The organism is Candidatus Schekmanbacteria bacterium, from assembly GCA_003695725.1.
GTDB lineage: Bacteria > Schekmanbacteria > GWA2-38-11 > GWA2-38-11 > J061 > J061.
This window is the reverse complement of record RFHX01000099.1, coordinates 1-14,912: the sequence shown is the minus strand read 5'-3', so window position 1 is coordinate 14,912 and position 14,912 is coordinate 1. Positions and strand designations below refer to the sequence as shown.

Here is a 14,912-nt window from a genome sequence, read left to right as displayed (position 1 = left end):
AATTATTTCATTTATCTGAGTATCCTATCATTCTTGAATTAAGATTGATTTATTTTGAAAAATATAATATTTTTTAAAAAAATTTTGGAGGAGATAAAATGTCTAATGAAATAGAGCTCAAAGAAGATAACTTTGAATCAGAAGTTTTGAAATCAGATATTCCAGTCCTTGTAGATTTTTGGGCTACTTGGTGCGGTCCCTGTAAAATGATTGCTCCTGTTGTTGCAGAAATAGCTGATGAACTATCAGGTAAGTTGAAAGTTGGTAAAGTAAATGTTGACGAGAATCAATCTTTAGCAGCCAATTTCGGCATAAGAAGCATCCCAACGCTCATTCTATTCAAAAATGGTGAATCAGTAGAACAAATTATTGGCGCTCAGCCCAAAAATGCAATTCTTGAAGTAATAAACAAGCACCTTTAGATTCTTCTAAAGGTGCTTTTACCTATGCCAATTTTCCTCAGGTTCCTATCTGCCATGAATTGAGATATGCTTTTTGCTCAGGAGTAAGCTTATCAATTTTTATTCCCATAGAACGAAGTTTCAAGGTGGCTATCTCTCTGTCAATCTTCTCAGGGATTTGATAGACCTTTTTTTCAAGTTTATTTGCATTCTTAATAAGGTATTCAACACCAAGTGACTGATTGGCAAAACTCATATCCATTACGCTTGAAGGATGTCCTTCTGCAGCTGCAAGATTTATAAGCCGTCCTTCTCCGAGGATATTTATTCTTCTTCCATCTTTAAGTGTATATTCTTCAATATAGGGCCTTACAGTCCTTTTCTTCTTTTTCATCTTTTCCAACGCTTCAATGTTGATTTCAATATTGAAATGTCCAGAATTTGCCACAATAGCTCCATCCTTCATAACTTTGAAATGCTTTTCATCGATGACATGCATATCACCTGTAAGTGTAAGGAAAAAATCACCTATTTTAGCGGCTTCAGTCATCGGCATAACATCAAAACCGTCCATAACGGCTTCCAATGCTTTTACAGAATCAACCTCAGTAACTATAACTCTTGCACCCATGCCTCTTGCCCTCATTGCTACTCCTCGTCCGCACCATCCATAGCCGGCTACAACAAATTTCGACCCAGATAATAACCTATTTGTCGCTCGCAGGACACCGTCAAGGGTACTTTGGCCTGTGCCGTAGCGATTATCAAAGAAATGTTTTGTCATCGCGTCATTTACTGAAAGTATTGGATATTGAAGAACCTTGTTTTTAGCCATACTTTTTAGACGAATAACTCCTGTTGTAGTTTCCTCAGTACCTCCTATGATGTTGCCAATCAAATTTTTTCTTTTTGAATGGACTTCGGAAACAAGATCTGCACCGTCGTCCATAGTTATTTCTGGTTTAGCATCAAGGACGCTGTTGATATGGCTATAATATGTCTTCTTGTTTTCCCCTTTAATTGCAAAAACAGGTATCTTGTGCGTCTTAACCAATGCTGCTGCAACATCATCCTGAGTACTTAAGGGATTTGATGCACACAGATGAGGATTTGCTCCTCCAGCTTTGAGTGTTATCATAAGGACTGCTGTCTCTGTTGTTACATGCAAACAGGCGGCAATATTAATCCCTTTCAAAGGTTTTTGTTTTGAGAATCGCTCCTTTATCTGCTTTAAAACCGGCATTGTTTGAAATGCCCATTCGATTCTCAAATCCCCCTCTTTTGCAAGCTTTAGGTCTTTTACATCATACTTCAATAGTTTCCTCCTTTTTTAAATAAAATCATTGACACCAAAATTATTTCAATTTTTCGGCCAAATCAGTTTTCTCCCAAGTGAAACCGTCTTCCTCTCTTCCGAAATGTCCATATGCCGCTGTTTTTTTATAAATTGGCCTTCTCAAATCAAGATGTTTTATTATTCCAGCAGGAGTAAGATCAACATTTTTAAGAAGCAGTTTGACCAATTCATTGGAAGGCATTTTACCTGTGCCGAATGTATCTATCATCACAGAAACAGGCTCAGCCACACCAATAGCATAAGCAAGCTGAACTTCACAAGCATCTGCAAGTCCAGCGGCAACGATATTTTTTGCAAGATAACGAGCCATATAAGATGCCGACCGGTCAACCTTCGAAGGGTCTTTCCCGGAGAAAGCTCCTCCCCCATGATGACCTTTTCCGCCATAAGTATCAACAATTATCTTTCTTCCTGTCAAACCGCAGTCTCCCATCGGTCCTCCAATTACGAATCTTCCCGTAGGATTGACATAAATCTTTGTTTCCTTTTCGTTAAAAAATTCAGCCGGCACAACTGGTTTAATGACCTTTTCAACAATGTAGGGTTTCATCTCTGTAGCTGTAATCTCAGGGCTATGCTGTGATGAAACGACAATTGTATCTATTCGTTTTGGGCGATCATTTTCATATTCAATTGTTACCTGCGTTTTCCCATCAGGTCTCAAAAAATCGAGCTCTCCGGATTTGCGCGTCTTCGAAAGTTGCAATGCAAGCTTTTGGGCAAGCATTATTGGCATTGGCATCAATTCTGGAGTTTCATTGCAGGCATATCCAAACATTAAACCTTGGTCGCCAGCGCCCTGTTTATGGCCCTCTGTTTCATTGACTCCCATTGCTATGTCAGGAGACTGTTTGTCTATGGAAGTAATAACCGCACAGGTATCACAGTCGAATCCATATTTTGCTCTGTCATATCCAATCTCTCTTATTGTTTCTCTCACAAGAGCCGGTATGTCAACAGTGCAATTTGCTGTAATCTCTCCTGCTACCATAACAATACCAGTTGTAACGAGAGTTTCGCAGGCAACTCTGCAATTGGGATCTTGACTGATAAAACTATCAAGAACGGCATCAGAGATTTGATCGGCTATTTTGTCAGGATGACCTTCTGTCACCGATTCAGAAGTAAATAAATAAGAATTGTTGCTCACTTTTTTCCTCCACTGCAAATGTTAATGGTTAATCTTAATCATTTTTTCATTCAATTGAAAAAAATTCTTCGGGATATTTATCCAAAATTATAGAATCAATGTATTTTCTTATACTATCTGCCGTATCCATAGTCAAAATTTTTGATACTATCTCTTTGGCATCTGATAGATTTGAATTTCTGACTATTCTTTTAATATCAAGAATTGACCTAGGATTGGTACTCAATTCATCAATTTCGAAACCAAGGAGTAAAAAGGCATAAATCGGTTCTGCAGACATTTCACCACAAAGACAAACTGGAATCTTATATCTATGGGCAGAAAATACTATTGTATCCAAAAGTCTCAAAATAGCAGGATGAAGAGGGTCATATAAATATGCCACCTTTTCGTTTACCCTGTCTATTGCAAGGCAATATTGTATCAAATCATTCGTTCCAATGCTGAAGAAATCGACTTCTCTTGCGAAAAAATCTGCCATTATAGCCGCTGTCGGAACTTCTATCATTATTCCAAGTTTGATATTTTCATCAAAAGCAATACCTTCCTCTTTGAGCTCTTCTTTACATTCTTCAAGTATACTCTTTGCCCTTTTCAATTCCTGAATACCGGAAATCATAGGATACAAAATTTTCAAATTTCCATAAGCGCTAGCTCTTAAAATCGCTCTAATTTGAGTTTTAAATACATCAACCTTTTCCAAGCAAAAACGGATTGCCCTCAATCCCATAGCTGGATTTAATTCCTCTGCCATATCCATCTGAGAAATAAATTTATCTCCTCCTAAATCAAAGGTCCTGATAGTGACCGGCTTAGGATTCATCCTTTCGGCAATTTTCCTGTAATTTTCAAACTGCTCTTCCTCCTGAGGCATTGTTTTTCTGTTCATAAATAAATACTCTGTTCTATAGAGTCCTATTCCATCACCTCCATATGTTTCTACGGCATTTACCTCATCGGGAAGTTCTATATTTGCAAGTATTTTCAACTTATAACCGTCCAAGGTTTCAGCAGGCAAATCTTTTAATGAAAAAAGTAGTTTCCTTGAATCTTCATATTTCTTCTTTTTATATTCATATTCATTTAATGTTTCTGCATCAGGATTGATGATTACTATGCCGGAGTTGCCATCAATGATTACTGTATCCCCAGTTGCAACCTGATCTGTAATATTTTGAAGGCCTACAACTGCCGGTATTTCAAGACTCCTTGCCATAATAGCGGTGTGGCTTGTTTTGCCTCCTACATCTGTTGCAAAACCAAGAATGATTTCCTTGTTGATCAATGCCGTATCAGAAGGAGCAAGGTCATGGGCGATAACAACTACTTTTTCCTTAATTTCAGTAATCTGAATATGACTTTTCCCTAAAAGATTATTGAGAATCCTTCTTCTTACATTTTCTATGTCAGACCTTCTTTCTGAAAGATATTCATCATCAATTTCATCGTATGCCCGAATAACACCTTTTATAACTTCATCGAAAGCTGCTTCACAATTAATTCTTTCTTCTTTAATCTTTCGGAATGTCTTTTCTCGAATATCGTCATCTTTCAACATCATAATTTTTGCGTCAAAAATGTAAGATTGGCTTTCTCCGACTTTTTCTTTAACCTGCGACCTTATTCTCTCCAGTTGTTTCACTGCTTCGTTTACAGCCTTGTCAAATCTTTCATATTCCGCTTGAATTTCAGAATCCTCTATTTCCATATGAGGGACATGTTCAATTTCCCGATTAAGGATAAAAGCATTCCCTATCACAATGCCTGATGCAACTGGAATTCCTACCAATCTTTTTGTCTTCTTCATTTTTCAACTCTAATTCAATTTTAAAAGCCTTTTTTTATTTTGAGGTTAAATCACAACTCATAACTATTCCTCACCAAATTTATTAAAAACAAGCTCTTCAATGGCTTCAAGCGCTTTATCAGCATCAGGGCCCTTTGCATAAACAACAATCTTATTACCCTTCGCCGCAGCCAGCATCATAATGCCCATAATACTTTTCCCATTTACTACCTTACCATCTTTTTCAATTTCAATCTTTGACTCAAATCTATTCGTCAACTGGACTAATGTAGCCGCCGCACGGGCATGCAATCCCAATTTGTTGGAAATCGTTAACTCAATTGATTTCTTATCCAAAATAACCCTCCATTAAAGCGGAAATATATAAGCATACATAATGCAACCAAACATCACAATAAAGATAACAGCTGTTGTCGTTAGCCTTTTCAAAAATAATACAAAGCACAGATTAACTATTCCAAAAGCAATAAGAATATTTACGAAAAAACTATGGCCTACAAGCATAAAATTTTTATTAATCTCCAAAAGAGGAATGACAGCGCCAAGGATTAAAGCCATTATATTTTTTAACCTATTGATTAAAGTATATAGATTTAACCTACTGATTTTATTAATTATATCTTTGCCATATTTATACCCAATGAAGGTGGCGTAAAATCTAAAAACAATGCTGATTATACCATAAACTCCCAGGAAAATTATAGGGGCATACGATATATTTGCAAGTGCGGCAAATATTGCAACAGCAGATATGACAGGCCTCAATGTTGACCAAAAGAGGGAGTCGCCAATTGCGCCGAATGGTCCCATAAGAGAAGCTTTAATTGCTTCAGGATTGAATGAAGATGTGCCCTGAATTGCCAACTCCTCTTCATATTTCATAACTGCACCTGCTATAGCAGGTGCGAAATAGGGATTAGTATTAAAAAAATCAGCATATTTTAAAAGACTTTTAGTAAACAATTCCTTATCTTTATAAATTTTACTCAAAGTTCCTCTAATCATAAATAAGAAGCCAAGTCCCTGCATTTTGTTAAAATTCCAGCAGGCTTGAACGAAAAAAGACCTCAAAGCTATTCCAATTAAGTCAAAAATAGAAATTTTCACTATCTCTGCCATATTCACAAGATATAATAAATAATAACAATCACCATTTGTATAATTACGCCTGTCGCAAACAAAAAATAATATTTCCTATTTAAAAGCTCTCCCAATACCGCAGAAATACCAGCCAACGGCAGTATCTTAAAAAAAATCTCAAATGAAAACATAATTTTTCTAGGCAAATGAGGTATCACAATAGAAAAAAGATTTGTAAGAAAAAAAGCGGATATACACAAAAAAACAAAATTTTTAATGAAAAAGAAGAGTGTTCCTCCTAAATTTGCAACTCCTATTGACGATGTGTCTCCTTCAGCAATTCTGTTGCGGGCAAAAACAAACCAAAGATAATTTTTCTTCCGTACAAATGTATCAATCTTCTCCTCAATCCACATCAGCGGTAATACAGAAATAAAAACAATTCCACATACAGCTTCAGCACTATAAATGGACAGTTGAGGCAGTTTTTCACCTACAACCGAAACAATACAAATTAGTAGAGATGCCAATGAGGAGTTAGGCACAATTGCTGCACCAATCTGTAATGCCGGAAGCCACAATAACTGGACAGCGATTCCAATCTTCAAACCAAGCAAAAAATCTCCTAAAAGATATCCGATGATAGGAGATGCCACAATCGGTTGCGAAATCATTACCTGGACTATTGCAGTTCTGTCTAAAGCAATTAGACTCGCTATTAAAACAGCCAATATTATCTCAAAGAACATTTTAAATTAGGATTAAAGTTGGAATCGGATTAATGAAAAAAATTTTTTTTATTCAAAAGACTTTCAGCATTTTTTGGCTTTTCGCCCGGAACTGCCTGAATATTAATGACAATACCTTTCAAGATCAGTTTTTTCAACATATCTATTTCCTGATCATTCAAAAAAACAGTCTCTGAGAGGCGCCTATCTCTGTCTACCGAACGCAAACCTCCAATATTCAATTCATTAATAATAAAACCACTTTCAACAAGCTCAAATACATCAGAAATATTAGAAAAAAGAAATATGGCTCGTTTGTCCTCCTCTTCCAAATGGGAAGCAGTTGGAGGAACTGAATCTATCTTTAAAAAGAGCGCTCTAATTTCCGGCGGAACTGCAAATTCAAATATTTTTCTCTGCATTTCATCTTCAGCAATTTGGTTATTTGCCACGACAATTGTATCTATTCCTAATACTTTAGCCCATCCTTCAGTGACTTGACCATGAATCAAACGGTCATCTATTCTATAAAATAGCAATCCCATCAGCGATATTTCCCCTCTATTCACCCTTCTCATCTTTTTTTTGATTCAGTATCTCTGATGCAACTATGATATGTTTTTTACCATAAATTTTACAAAAAGATATCAACTTACTGAGTGAATTTTTCTCTCTTTCAGAAAAAAATTTAATCAACATTGGAAGATTGACGCCGGTTATTACCTCTACCTTGTTGTCTTCCATAAATGACAGGCTCAAATTAGAAGGGGTTCCTCCAAACATATCAGTAAAAACAAGAATCCCCTCTCCTTTCCCAACTTCTTTCATAGCTTTAGTTATTTTTTCAACAATAACCTCTTCGCTGTCATCCAATTTAATTCCTATTGGAACAACATTTTCCTGTCTTCCGAGAATCATTTCTGCCGACTTCAATAATTCAGAAGCCAAATTTCCATGAGTAACTATTATCGCTCCAACCACCTGATTCCACCTCTCAAAAGCGTATAAATTTAATTAATTTTGCTTTCCTCTATCATTTTATTTAAAAGTTTTCTATTAAGTTCTTCCGCAGGATGATACCCCATTCTTTTCAACAGATAATTTCTTGCCGCTATCTCAATTATCATAGACATATTTCTTCCCGGACCTACAGGGATTAGCACCTTAGGAAGTTTAACACCCAATATCTCTGCTTTAATTTCATCGAGACCTACTCTATCATATTCTTTCTTCTGGTCCCATTCTTCAAGCTCAATTACAAGCTCTACTTTTTTCTTGTCCCGAATTGAAGTAACACCGAAAAGGTCTTTAATGTTTATTATTCCAAGCCCCCGTATTTCCATATGATAGCGAATACTTTCAGGACTTGCCCCTATGAGCGTCATTGGTGTATTTTTTTTAATCTCTACAACATCGTCAGATACCAATCTATGTCCCTTCTCAACGAGGTCGAGGACTATTTCACTTTTCCCGACTCCACTTTTCCCTAAAATTAATACTCCTACACCAAATACATCTACCAAAACACCGTGCATCGTAATACTTTCTGAAAGCATCCCGGCTAAATAATCGAGAATAACAGATATCAGATAAGAGCTTTGCTCCTTGGCAACCATTATTGGAGTGCTGTATTTCTCACCAAGCTCAACCATATGTGGAGGAAGTTTATTTTCATTTGATACTACGATACAGGGAAGTCCCAGTTTGAGTAGCCTTTCAACTGCCTTACTTGCCTCATCTTCGGAAAGTGTTGAAAGATAAGATATTTCTGTATTACCGAAAATACTTATAGTCTCTGATTTAACGCTGTCCAAGAAACCAGCAAGGGCTAATCCGGGTTTCTGAACCTGCGAATTGGAAATTTTGTTCTCAAATCCCTTTTTTGAAGTCAATAGTGAGATCGAAAGACTATTTTTGATCTCTTCAAAAAACTGTCGGACATTAATTTTTTTTTTCATCCGAACTCAGTTAAATTTAGAATCAGCCTCGACAAGAAGCGAATAGATTGCAGCCCTGTTTTTAGCTTTCATCAAATCATCACGAACTTTCTCGTCATTTAGAAGACGAGAAAGGCGGGCAAGAGCTTTAAGGTGTAAGCCGACAGAGTTTTCAGGACCTACAAGGAGAAAAAAGAGATGTACAGGCTTCCCATCCATTGAGTTAAAGTCAATCCCTTCATTCGACCTTCCCACCACCAAAAGCTCATCGTCTATGCTTGAAATCTTTCCATGAGGAATTGCTATGCCATCTCCTATTCCTGTGCTTCCTAATTCTTCCCTTGCTTCAAGTATTTTTACTATATCCAAAGGATTTTCTTTGAGATTGAAAGTCTTCACTAAATGTTCAGCCAATTCTCTCAGAACTTCAGATTTTGTCTTTGATTGAAGATTATCGATTACAACATCTTCACTCAACATATTCAATATTTTCATATCACTTTACCCTTATTAGATAATAAACTGAATTTAAACAAAAATTCAGCTCTTTTCAACAATCGATTCTGAGCTTTTCTTTTCTGATGTCTCTTTCTTTTTAGATGAATGATATCTTGCCTTTCTTTTCTTAAGCTGGGTCTCAATCTTTTCAACACACTGGTCGATAGATACATACATATCATTAGTCTCTGATTTACCTATCATTATCTGATCATCTACATGGACCGTAATTTCAGCAAATTGCCTGTATTTCTGTACTGATAGGACAACTGATGCGTTTAGTATATTATCAGTATATTTCTTTAATTTTTCTAACTTTTTGTTGACATGATTTTTCAATGCCTCAGTAAGTTCAATTTGTCTTCCTTGTATTTTTACCTGCATCTTTTCTCCTAAATTTTTTAATTTATCAAACTATCTTCTTTCTTTTACTGGAAGGTAAGAAATTTAGCTCTTCTCTATATTTTGCGACAGTTCTTCTAGCGACGAATATATTATCTTTTGCCAAAATCTGAACAATTTTTTCATCGCTGTAAGGTTTAGTCTTATCTTCAGATTGAATGATGTTTCTTATTCTTTCCTTAATGCTTTCAGAGGAAATAGAATCGCCATTGTTCGCAACTATCCCACTTGAAAAGAAAAATTTCAACTCAAAAATTCCATGGGGAGTATGCATATATTTATTGCTTGTGACTCTGCTTACAGTGCATTCATGGAGGTCAACATCATCCGCAATTTCCTTTAGTATCATTGGTTTTAAATGGGATATCCCTTTCTCAAAAAAGGGTCTCTGCTTTTCAACTATGCTCTTTGCAACTTTATAAATCGTTCTCTGTCTCTGCTGAATAGTCTTCAAAAGCCATAATGCTGAACGCATCTTTTGTTCGATATATTCTTTAGTCTCATCATCATGCAACTTCATCTTTGAAATCATCTTTTTATAGGATTGGCTTATCCTTATATTATTTAAACCTTCTTCATTGAGATAAACAACAAAATCATCATCAACCTTTACTACATAAACATCTGGGATAATATATCTAATTTCATCGCCGCCAAAGTTTCTTGCCGGTTTCGGGTCGAGTTCTCTTATTACTTTCAATGCCTTCTTAACCTCACCTTCTGAAATGCCTGTTGACTCTGATATTCTTCTGATATTCAGTGTAGTTAGTTCATCCATATGATTCTTCAAAATTTCATATGCCGGTGAATCCTTCATCCCTCGATTTTCAAGCTGGATCATCAAGCATTGTTGAAGATTCTCAGCGGCAACTCCCTCTGGCACGAAATCCCTGAATAAGCGATGAACTGATCTTAATCTATCCAAATCTATCTCATATCGTTGCGCCATCTCTTCCAAACTCATCGAAAGAAGACCATTTTCATTTATGTTTCCAATTATCAAACTTCCTATTTTACTTTCCTCATCATTGGAAACTACTAAGGCAAGCTGCTTGTGAAGATGCTCGCTAAGAGTCTCCTTTGCAGCTATCATATTTTCAAGATTAGGTGCCTCCTCAGAAAAATCAGAACTTAGGTTATATCCTGCATTTTCCTGATAGGATTGGAGAAATTCCTCCCAGTTGACTTCTTTTAAAGGTTCAGAATTATCACCATTGCGGCTTCCGTCTTCAGCCCCTTTTTCAGCTGGTGAAGCATTAGTTAAATCAATGGATGGAATATCTTCTGAAACAGGTTCAGGTACTTCTTCCAATAAAGGGTTATCAAGCAATTTCTCTTTAATTGTCTGCTGGAGCTCAAGGCGGGACAGCGTTAAGAGCTGAATTGCCTGTCTCAGCTCTGTCGTCATTACAAGTTTTTGTGTTTGTTTTAATTGTAACTTGACTTCATATGCCATTTTTTCTCATCAATTTAGAAGTTCAAAGTTATTACCTAAATAAACCTTTCTTACATTTTCGTTCTTTGCAATTGTTTCAGGTGTTCCATGTTCAATTACTTTTCCCTCGCTTATAATATATGCACGATCTGTTATTTTTAAAGTTTCTCTTACATTATGATCGGTAATAATGATCCCAATTCCTCTATTTTTTAATAAGTTAATAATTTGCTGAATTTCATCAACTGCCTTTGGTTCAATGCCCGCAAAGGGTTCATCGAGGAGAATAAAATCAGGATTGGTTATCAAAGTTCTTGTAATCTCCAATCTTCGTCTTTCTCCCCCTGAAAGGGTATATGCTTTATTTTTCGCCAAATGGGTTAGACCAAGCTCTTCAAGTAATTCTTTTAATCGTTTTTTTCCATTCTTTTGTGAAATATTCTGCATCTCTAAGATTGCTTTAAAATTTTCCTCAACAGTAAGTTTCCTAAAAACTGATGATTCTTGAGGCAAATAGGCAATGCCTTTTCTTGCCCTCATATACATCGGCAAATTTACGATATTTTCATTATTTAAAATTATTTCTCCACTTTCAGGAGTAATCATTCCAACTACCATATAGAATGTAGTTGTCTTACCAGCCCCGTTTGGGCCAAGAAGTCCCACTACTTCTCCATCAAATACTTCCATAGAAACATTATCCACTACACGGCGATTACCATATGTTTTGCTTACTGATACAATTTTTAACGATTTATTCATTACTTTTTTTCTCTTTCTTTTGAAATAACTACTTAAAAGCTATTTTCCCTTTTTCTCTTTTTTATTAAATGTCTTCGGCTCAATTTTTACTTTTGCAGAATTCACAACAATTCTATCTTGGTCAAGGTGTAAACTTATACTGCTTCCTTTCAAAACATTGTTCTTTTGCCAGACAAGAGGATTCCCTTCAAGCACTATTTCCTGTGTTTTATCGAAATAAGTTCCTTTTTCTGCTACAGCGTTTTTATCTCCTTGATTTACTTTTACATTCCCAAGAGCAACAATCTTGCTTATTTTTTTATTGGATTTGTCCAAATAAATATCCATTCTATCAGCCCATAGAGTTGTGTCTCCTCTTGTTGCCTTAACATTTCCATAAAATATGATAAGGTCTTTCTTATTATATGCTTCCATTCTATCTGAAGTAATATTTATAGGAATATCTTTTCCGCCGCCTTTACTAAGAATATCAGCAAGTCCATTTCGTGCTTCACTCTTCTGCGCTGTCAAGAGAATCAACAAAAGAAAAACTCCTAAAATACCAATTATCCGTCTCATAATTTTCTCATTTTTTTTTAGAATTATAATACAAACTTTTTTTAAATAAAACCATCCTTTGTCATTTTGTTTACTGTAGAGGGGACAACCATTAGTTTCACTTTTGACAGCAGCTCTATTTTTTCTTCCTTTAGGTTTGCCCTCAACCCATAACCCTCGATTCTAAAATCATTGCCAAAAAGCTTTACCTTGCCCTTTGCCGTGATATCTCCATCCATTCCATTCCACTGTAAATCTTCACTTACAAAATTCATTCCATTGGTAAATATGGCTTTAACAGGTTTTGTACAGATTATGTTGGCATCACCCAATCCCATTGTTAAATCCGAATTAACATCGGCTGTTACTACTGCTTCATCACCTGAAACTATTACCTTTTTACCCTTTTCATAAGTATATACCAATTTAAACTTTGTTAATATTCCCTTCCCTTTATCCTGAAAAAAATCTGCCCTTTGTGCCGTTAATGCAAATTTCGAAGCTCCTGTCGATGCTTGAGAAAAATTTAAGGGTTTGATGCTCACTGTAGGTACTTCTTCTGCCATTTTTTCAACTTCTTTATTTGCTATGGAATCTTCATCACTTTTATTTCCGGACAAATAGAGATTGAGGAGTATTCCTGCCAATACTATTACAAATATAGTAAGCAGAGGATATCTTATTTTATATAAAATTTTCTTTGGCATATCACATATCTCTATTTGCTATTTTACTCTTATGCTTCATATCGCTCCATAATCATTGACCATCTTCCTTGGGTCTTTAAAATCAAATCTACAACTTCTCTTACTGCACCATTGCCTCCGCAATTCTGTGTTATCAGATGCGCTGATTCCTTGACCTCATCAACAGCATCCCTTACTGCAATTGAAAATCCGCATCTTCTCATTACTGGGATATCAGGCAAATCATCGCCAACATATGCCGTTTCTTCATCCTTATAGCCATAGCGTCTCAAAATATCCTCGTATGCCTCAATTTTTCTGAGAGCTTTCTGATAGTGTTTGTCGATGCCAAGCTCTTTGACTCTCGCAGAAAGGATTTTTGAAGCCCTCCCACTAATCACTGCAATATCCATTCCTGCTCTTTTTGCCAGTTTAATTCCATGCCCATCTCTTACATTGAATTCCTTGATTTCTTCACCATTGCTTGAATAGATTATTTTTCCATCAGTCATTACTCCATCTATATCAAAAATAATAATCTTAATTCTTTTTATTCTATTTATTAAACTTTCTTTCATAACTTTAAATTCCCTATACGATTCCAGACTTTAAAATATCATGCAGATGAATTACTCCGTCTATTCTCTTTTTGTCAGGAGAAACAATGAGCGATGTAATTGAATGTTTTTCCATCAAATGAAGAGCTTCAACGACCAGAGCGTCCTCAGTAATTGTTTTTGGATTCTTGGTCATCAGCTCACAAGTTCTTTTATCCAAAAAATTGCCATATTTTTCGATTATTCTTCTTAAATCACCATCAGTTATAATTCCTGTAAGCTCCTTATTTGAATTCTCTATCACGATAAAACCAAGTTTTTTTGATGTCATTTCCACCAATGCATCCCTCATTAGTGTTTCTTCTTCAACAAGAGGAATTTCACTGCCTTGATGCATTAAATCCTTAACACGAAGAATGAGCTTTTTCCCTAAACTACCACCAGGATGAAGCATTGCAAAGTCTTCCTTCTTAAAGCCTCTTTTTTCAAGCAGTGCTATGGCAATGGCATCTCCCATAGCAAGAGCGGCAGTGGTGCTTGCTGTTGGCGCAAGCCCCAAAGGACATGCTTCCCTCTTTACACCTGTATTTATCACAACAGTGCTTGCTTTTGCCAATGCAGAATTTTCATTTCCTGTAAGAGAAATCAAATCAATACCCAGTCGTTTGATTACAGGAATTATCTCATTCAATTCCTTTGTTTCTCCGCTGTTTGATAATGCCAACACAACATCTTCCTTCGTAATCATTCCAATATCGCCATGCATTCCTTCTGCAGGATGAAGAAAAAAGGCAGGAGTCCCTGTGCTAGCAAGAGTTGCCGCTATCTTATTGCCTATCCATCCTGATTTGCCCATACCTGTAACCACAACACGCCCCTTGCACTTATAAATGATCTCAACGGCTTTTGTGAAGGAATCATCGATTCTATCAATAAGCCCCATTACTGCCTCTGCTTCTATCCTTAAAACCTCTTTCCCTTTCTCTATACAATCATTCTTTGTCAATTTGTTATCCTCAGTTTTAATACCAAACCTCAAATTATATTATCTATTATATTCATTATACTAAATGATTAAATTTTCTCTTTACGAAACAATATGTTAATATCCTAAAAAAGCATTTACAAATCTAAAATGATATGACTGAAAGATATCAAAAAAAAGAGGAATTGTCTTTATTTTTTAGAAATTATTTTAGCGGAGTTTTCTCATTTGCTCTCTTGAATTGGAAAAATCCATTTTCACTCCAAAAGAATCAAATCTCCATTAGAAAACTTCTCTATTTTGCCTGAAAGTGTCTTTATATAAATACAACCTTTCTCATCTACCTTTTCTGCTACACCTTCGATTTCTACTTCCCTGTCAACAAGTTTCACTTTTTTATTTATACACCTCAAACTTCCCCTGTATTTCTCATATAAATTCTTTACATTTTTTATTGCCAATTCTCTGTAAAAAAACCAAAATGAATCAACTAATTGTCCTGCAACTTCCCAAATCTCTTTCTTTATGCCATATGAAAGCATCAAGGAAGTAGGCGGATGTAAATAACCTTTTTCAAAGGAGGATGTATT

Annotated in this window: 19 protein-coding genes; 1 reads left to right on the top strand and 18 read right to left on the bottom strand. The window is 35.8% G+C overall.

Annotated features, from left to right (window positions below):
• The first annotated feature begins 98 nt into the window (after window positions 1–98).
• Window positions 99–422 carry a thioredoxin gene (trxA, locus tag D6734_04030; protein RMF96253.1) on the top strand — a complete coding sequence of 108 codons (324 nt, stop codon included), beginning with the start codon at window positions 99–101 and terminating at the stop codon, window positions 420–422.
• A 37-nt stretch (window positions 423–459) separates the two neighbouring features.
• Here trxA and D6734_04025 read toward each other — a convergent pair whose 3' ends face one another.
• The 18 genes from D6734_04025 to D6734_03940 form a co-directional block, all read right to left on the bottom strand.
• Window positions 460–1,716 (bottom strand): adenosylhomocysteinase, encoded by a 1,257-nt coding sequence (locus tag D6734_04025; protein RMF96252.1) that lies wholly within the window; start codon window positions 1,714–1,716, stop codon window positions 460–462.
• A gap of 40 nt (window positions 1,717–1,756) precedes the next feature.
• Window positions 1,757–2,908, bottom strand: coding sequence for a methionine adenosyltransferase (locus tag D6734_04020; protein RMF96251.1), 1,152 nt, complete (start codon window positions 2,906–2,908; stop codon window positions 1,757–1,759).
• Window positions 2,909–2,954: 46 nt separating this feature from the next.
• Complete coding sequence (gene ptsP, locus D6734_04015) at window positions 2,955–4,715, bottom strand: phosphoenolpyruvate--protein phosphotransferase (GenBank protein ID RMF96250.1); 1,761 nt, start codon at window positions 4,713–4,715, stop codon at window positions 2,955–2,957.
• 63 nt (window positions 4,716–4,778) lie between these two features.
• On the bottom strand, window positions 4,779–5,054 hold the full coding sequence (locus D6734_04010) for an HPr family phosphocarrier protein (protein ID RMF96249.1): 276 nt from the start codon (window positions 5,052–5,054) through the stop codon (window positions 4,779–4,781).
• A gap of 9 nt (window positions 5,055–5,063) precedes the next feature.
• The gene (locus D6734_04005) at window positions 5,064–5,834 is read right to left on the bottom strand and encodes a hypothetical protein (protein RMF96248.1); all 771 of its coding nucleotides are present in this window, start codon (window positions 5,832–5,834) and stop codon (window positions 5,064–5,066) included.
• Window positions 5,835–5,836: 2 nt separating this feature from the next.
• On the bottom strand, window positions 5,837–6,544 hold the full coding sequence (locus tag D6734_04000; GenBank protein RMF96247.1) for a hypothetical protein: 708 nt from the start codon (window positions 6,542–6,544) through the stop codon (window positions 5,837–5,839).
• Between the two features lie 29 nt (window positions 6,545–6,573).
• On the bottom strand, window positions 6,574–7,101 hold the full coding sequence (locus D6734_03995) for a PTS mannose/fructose/sorbose transporter subunit IIB (protein ID RMF96246.1): 528 nt from the start codon (window positions 7,099–7,101) through the stop codon (window positions 6,574–6,576).
• Complete coding sequence (locus D6734_03990; GenBank protein RMF96245.1) at window positions 7,085–7,504, bottom strand: PTS sugar transporter subunit IIA; 420 nt, start codon at window positions 7,502–7,504, stop codon at window positions 7,085–7,087. The genes D6734_03995 and D6734_03990 overlap by 17 nt, the downstream gene beginning before the upstream one ends.
• A 29-nt stretch (window positions 7,505–7,533) precedes the next feature.
• Entirely contained in the window at window positions 7,534–8,481 is a 948-nt protein-coding gene (gene hprK, locus D6734_03985) for an HPr(Ser) kinase/phosphatase (GenBank protein RMF96244.1), read from the bottom strand.
• Between the two features lie 6 nt (window positions 8,482–8,487).
• Entirely contained in the window at window positions 8,488–8,955 is a 468-nt protein-coding gene (locus D6734_03980) for a PTS sugar transporter subunit IIA (GenBank protein ID RMF96243.1), read from the bottom strand.
• 45 nt (window positions 8,956–9,000) lie between these two features.
• A complete protein-coding gene (raiA, locus tag D6734_03975) occupies window positions 9,001–9,342 on the bottom strand; it encodes a ribosome-associated translation inhibitor RaiA (GenBank protein ID RMF96242.1) in 342 nt (113 codons plus the stop codon).
• A 25-nt stretch (window positions 9,343–9,367) separates the two neighbouring features.
• On the bottom strand, window positions 9,368–10,816 hold the full coding sequence (gene rpoN, locus D6734_03970; GenBank protein RMF96241.1) for an RNA polymerase sigma-54 factor: 1,449 nt from the start codon (window positions 10,814–10,816) through the stop codon (window positions 9,368–9,370).
• A gap of 9 nt (window positions 10,817–10,825) precedes the next feature.
• Window positions 10,826–11,557: an LPS export ABC transporter ATP-binding protein gene (gene lptB / locus D6734_03965; protein RMF96240.1), complete on the bottom strand. Its 732-nt coding sequence runs from the start codon at window positions 11,555–11,557 to the stop codon at window positions 10,826–10,828.
• 39 nt (window positions 11,558–11,596) lie between these two features.
• Complete coding sequence (gene lptA, locus D6734_03960; protein RMF96239.1) at window positions 11,597–12,115, bottom strand: lipopolysaccharide transport periplasmic protein LptA; 519 nt, start codon at window positions 12,113–12,115, stop codon at window positions 11,597–11,599.
• Window positions 12,116–12,156: 41 nt separating this feature from the next.
• Complete coding sequence (lptC, locus tag D6734_03955; protein RMF96238.1) at window positions 12,157–12,801, bottom strand: LPS export ABC transporter periplasmic protein LptC; 645 nt, start codon at window positions 12,799–12,801, stop codon at window positions 12,157–12,159.
• Between the two features lie 29 nt (window positions 12,802–12,830).
• Window positions 12,831–13,358: an HAD-IIIA family hydrolase gene (locus tag D6734_03950; protein ID RMF96237.1), complete on the bottom strand. Its 528-nt coding sequence runs from the start codon at window positions 13,356–13,358 to the stop codon at window positions 12,831–12,833.
• A gap of 13 nt (window positions 13,359–13,371) precedes the next feature.
• Window positions 13,372–14,280 carry a KpsF/GutQ family sugar-phosphate isomerase gene (locus D6734_03945; protein ID RMF96254.1) on the bottom strand — a complete coding sequence of 303 codons (909 nt, stop codon included), beginning with the start codon at window positions 14,278–14,280 and terminating at the stop codon, window positions 13,372–13,374.
• A 299-nt stretch (window positions 14,281–14,579) separates the two neighbouring features.
• Window positions 14,580–14,912, bottom strand: a 333-nt coding sequence (locus D6734_03940) for a hypothetical protein (GenBank protein RMF96236.1), incomplete at its 5' end; no start/stop codon positions are given.

Coding starts and splice junctions, on each gene's coding strand:
- trxA (RMF96253.1), top strand. CDS start 99: ATGTCTAATGAAATAGAGCTCAAAGAAGATAACTTTGAATCAGAAGTT.
- ptsP (RMF96250.1), bottom strand. CDS start 4,715: ATGAAGAAGACAAAAAGATTGGTAGGAATTCCAGTTGCATCAGGCATT.
- D6734_04005 (RMF96248.1), bottom strand. CDS start 5,834: ATGGCAGAGATAGTGAAAATTTCTATTTTTGACTTAATTGGAATAGCT.
- D6734_04000 (RMF96247.1), bottom strand. CDS start 6,544: ATGTTCTTTGAGATAATATTGGCTGTTTTAATAGCGAGTCTAATTGCT.
- D6734_03995 (RMF96246.1), bottom strand. CDS start 7,101: ATGAGAAGGGTGAATAGAGGGGAAATATCGCTGATGGGATTGCTATTT.
- hprK (RMF96244.1), bottom strand. CDS start 8,481: ATGAAAAAAAAAATTAATGTCCGACAGTTTTTTGAAGAGATCAAAAAT.
- D6734_03980 (RMF96243.1), bottom strand. CDS start 8,955: ATGAAAATATTGAATATGTTGAGTGAAGATGTTGTAATCGATAATCTT.
- raiA (RMF96242.1), bottom strand. CDS start 9,342: ATGCAGGTAAAAATACAAGGAAGACAAATTGAACTTACTGAGGCATTG.
- rpoN (RMF96241.1), bottom strand. CDS start 10,816: ATGGCATATGAAGTCAAGTTACAATTAAAACAAACACAAAAACTTGTA.
- lptB (RMF96240.1), bottom strand. CDS start 11,557: ATGAATAAATCGTTAAAAATTGTATCAGTAAGCAAAACATATGGTAAT.
- lptA (RMF96239.1), bottom strand. CDS start 12,115: ATGAGACGGATAATTGGTATTTTAGGAGTTTTTCTTTTGTTGATTCTC.
- lptC (RMF96238.1), bottom strand. CDS start 12,801: ATGCCAAAGAAAATTTTATATAAAATAAGATATCCTCTGCTTACTATA.
- D6734_03950 (RMF96237.1), bottom strand. CDS start 13,358: ATGAAAGAAAGTTTAATAAATAGAATAAAAAGAATTAAGATTATTATT.
- D6734_03945 (RMF96254.1), bottom strand. CDS start 14,280: ATGGGGCTTATTGATAGAATCGATGATTCCTTCACAAAAGCCGTTGAG.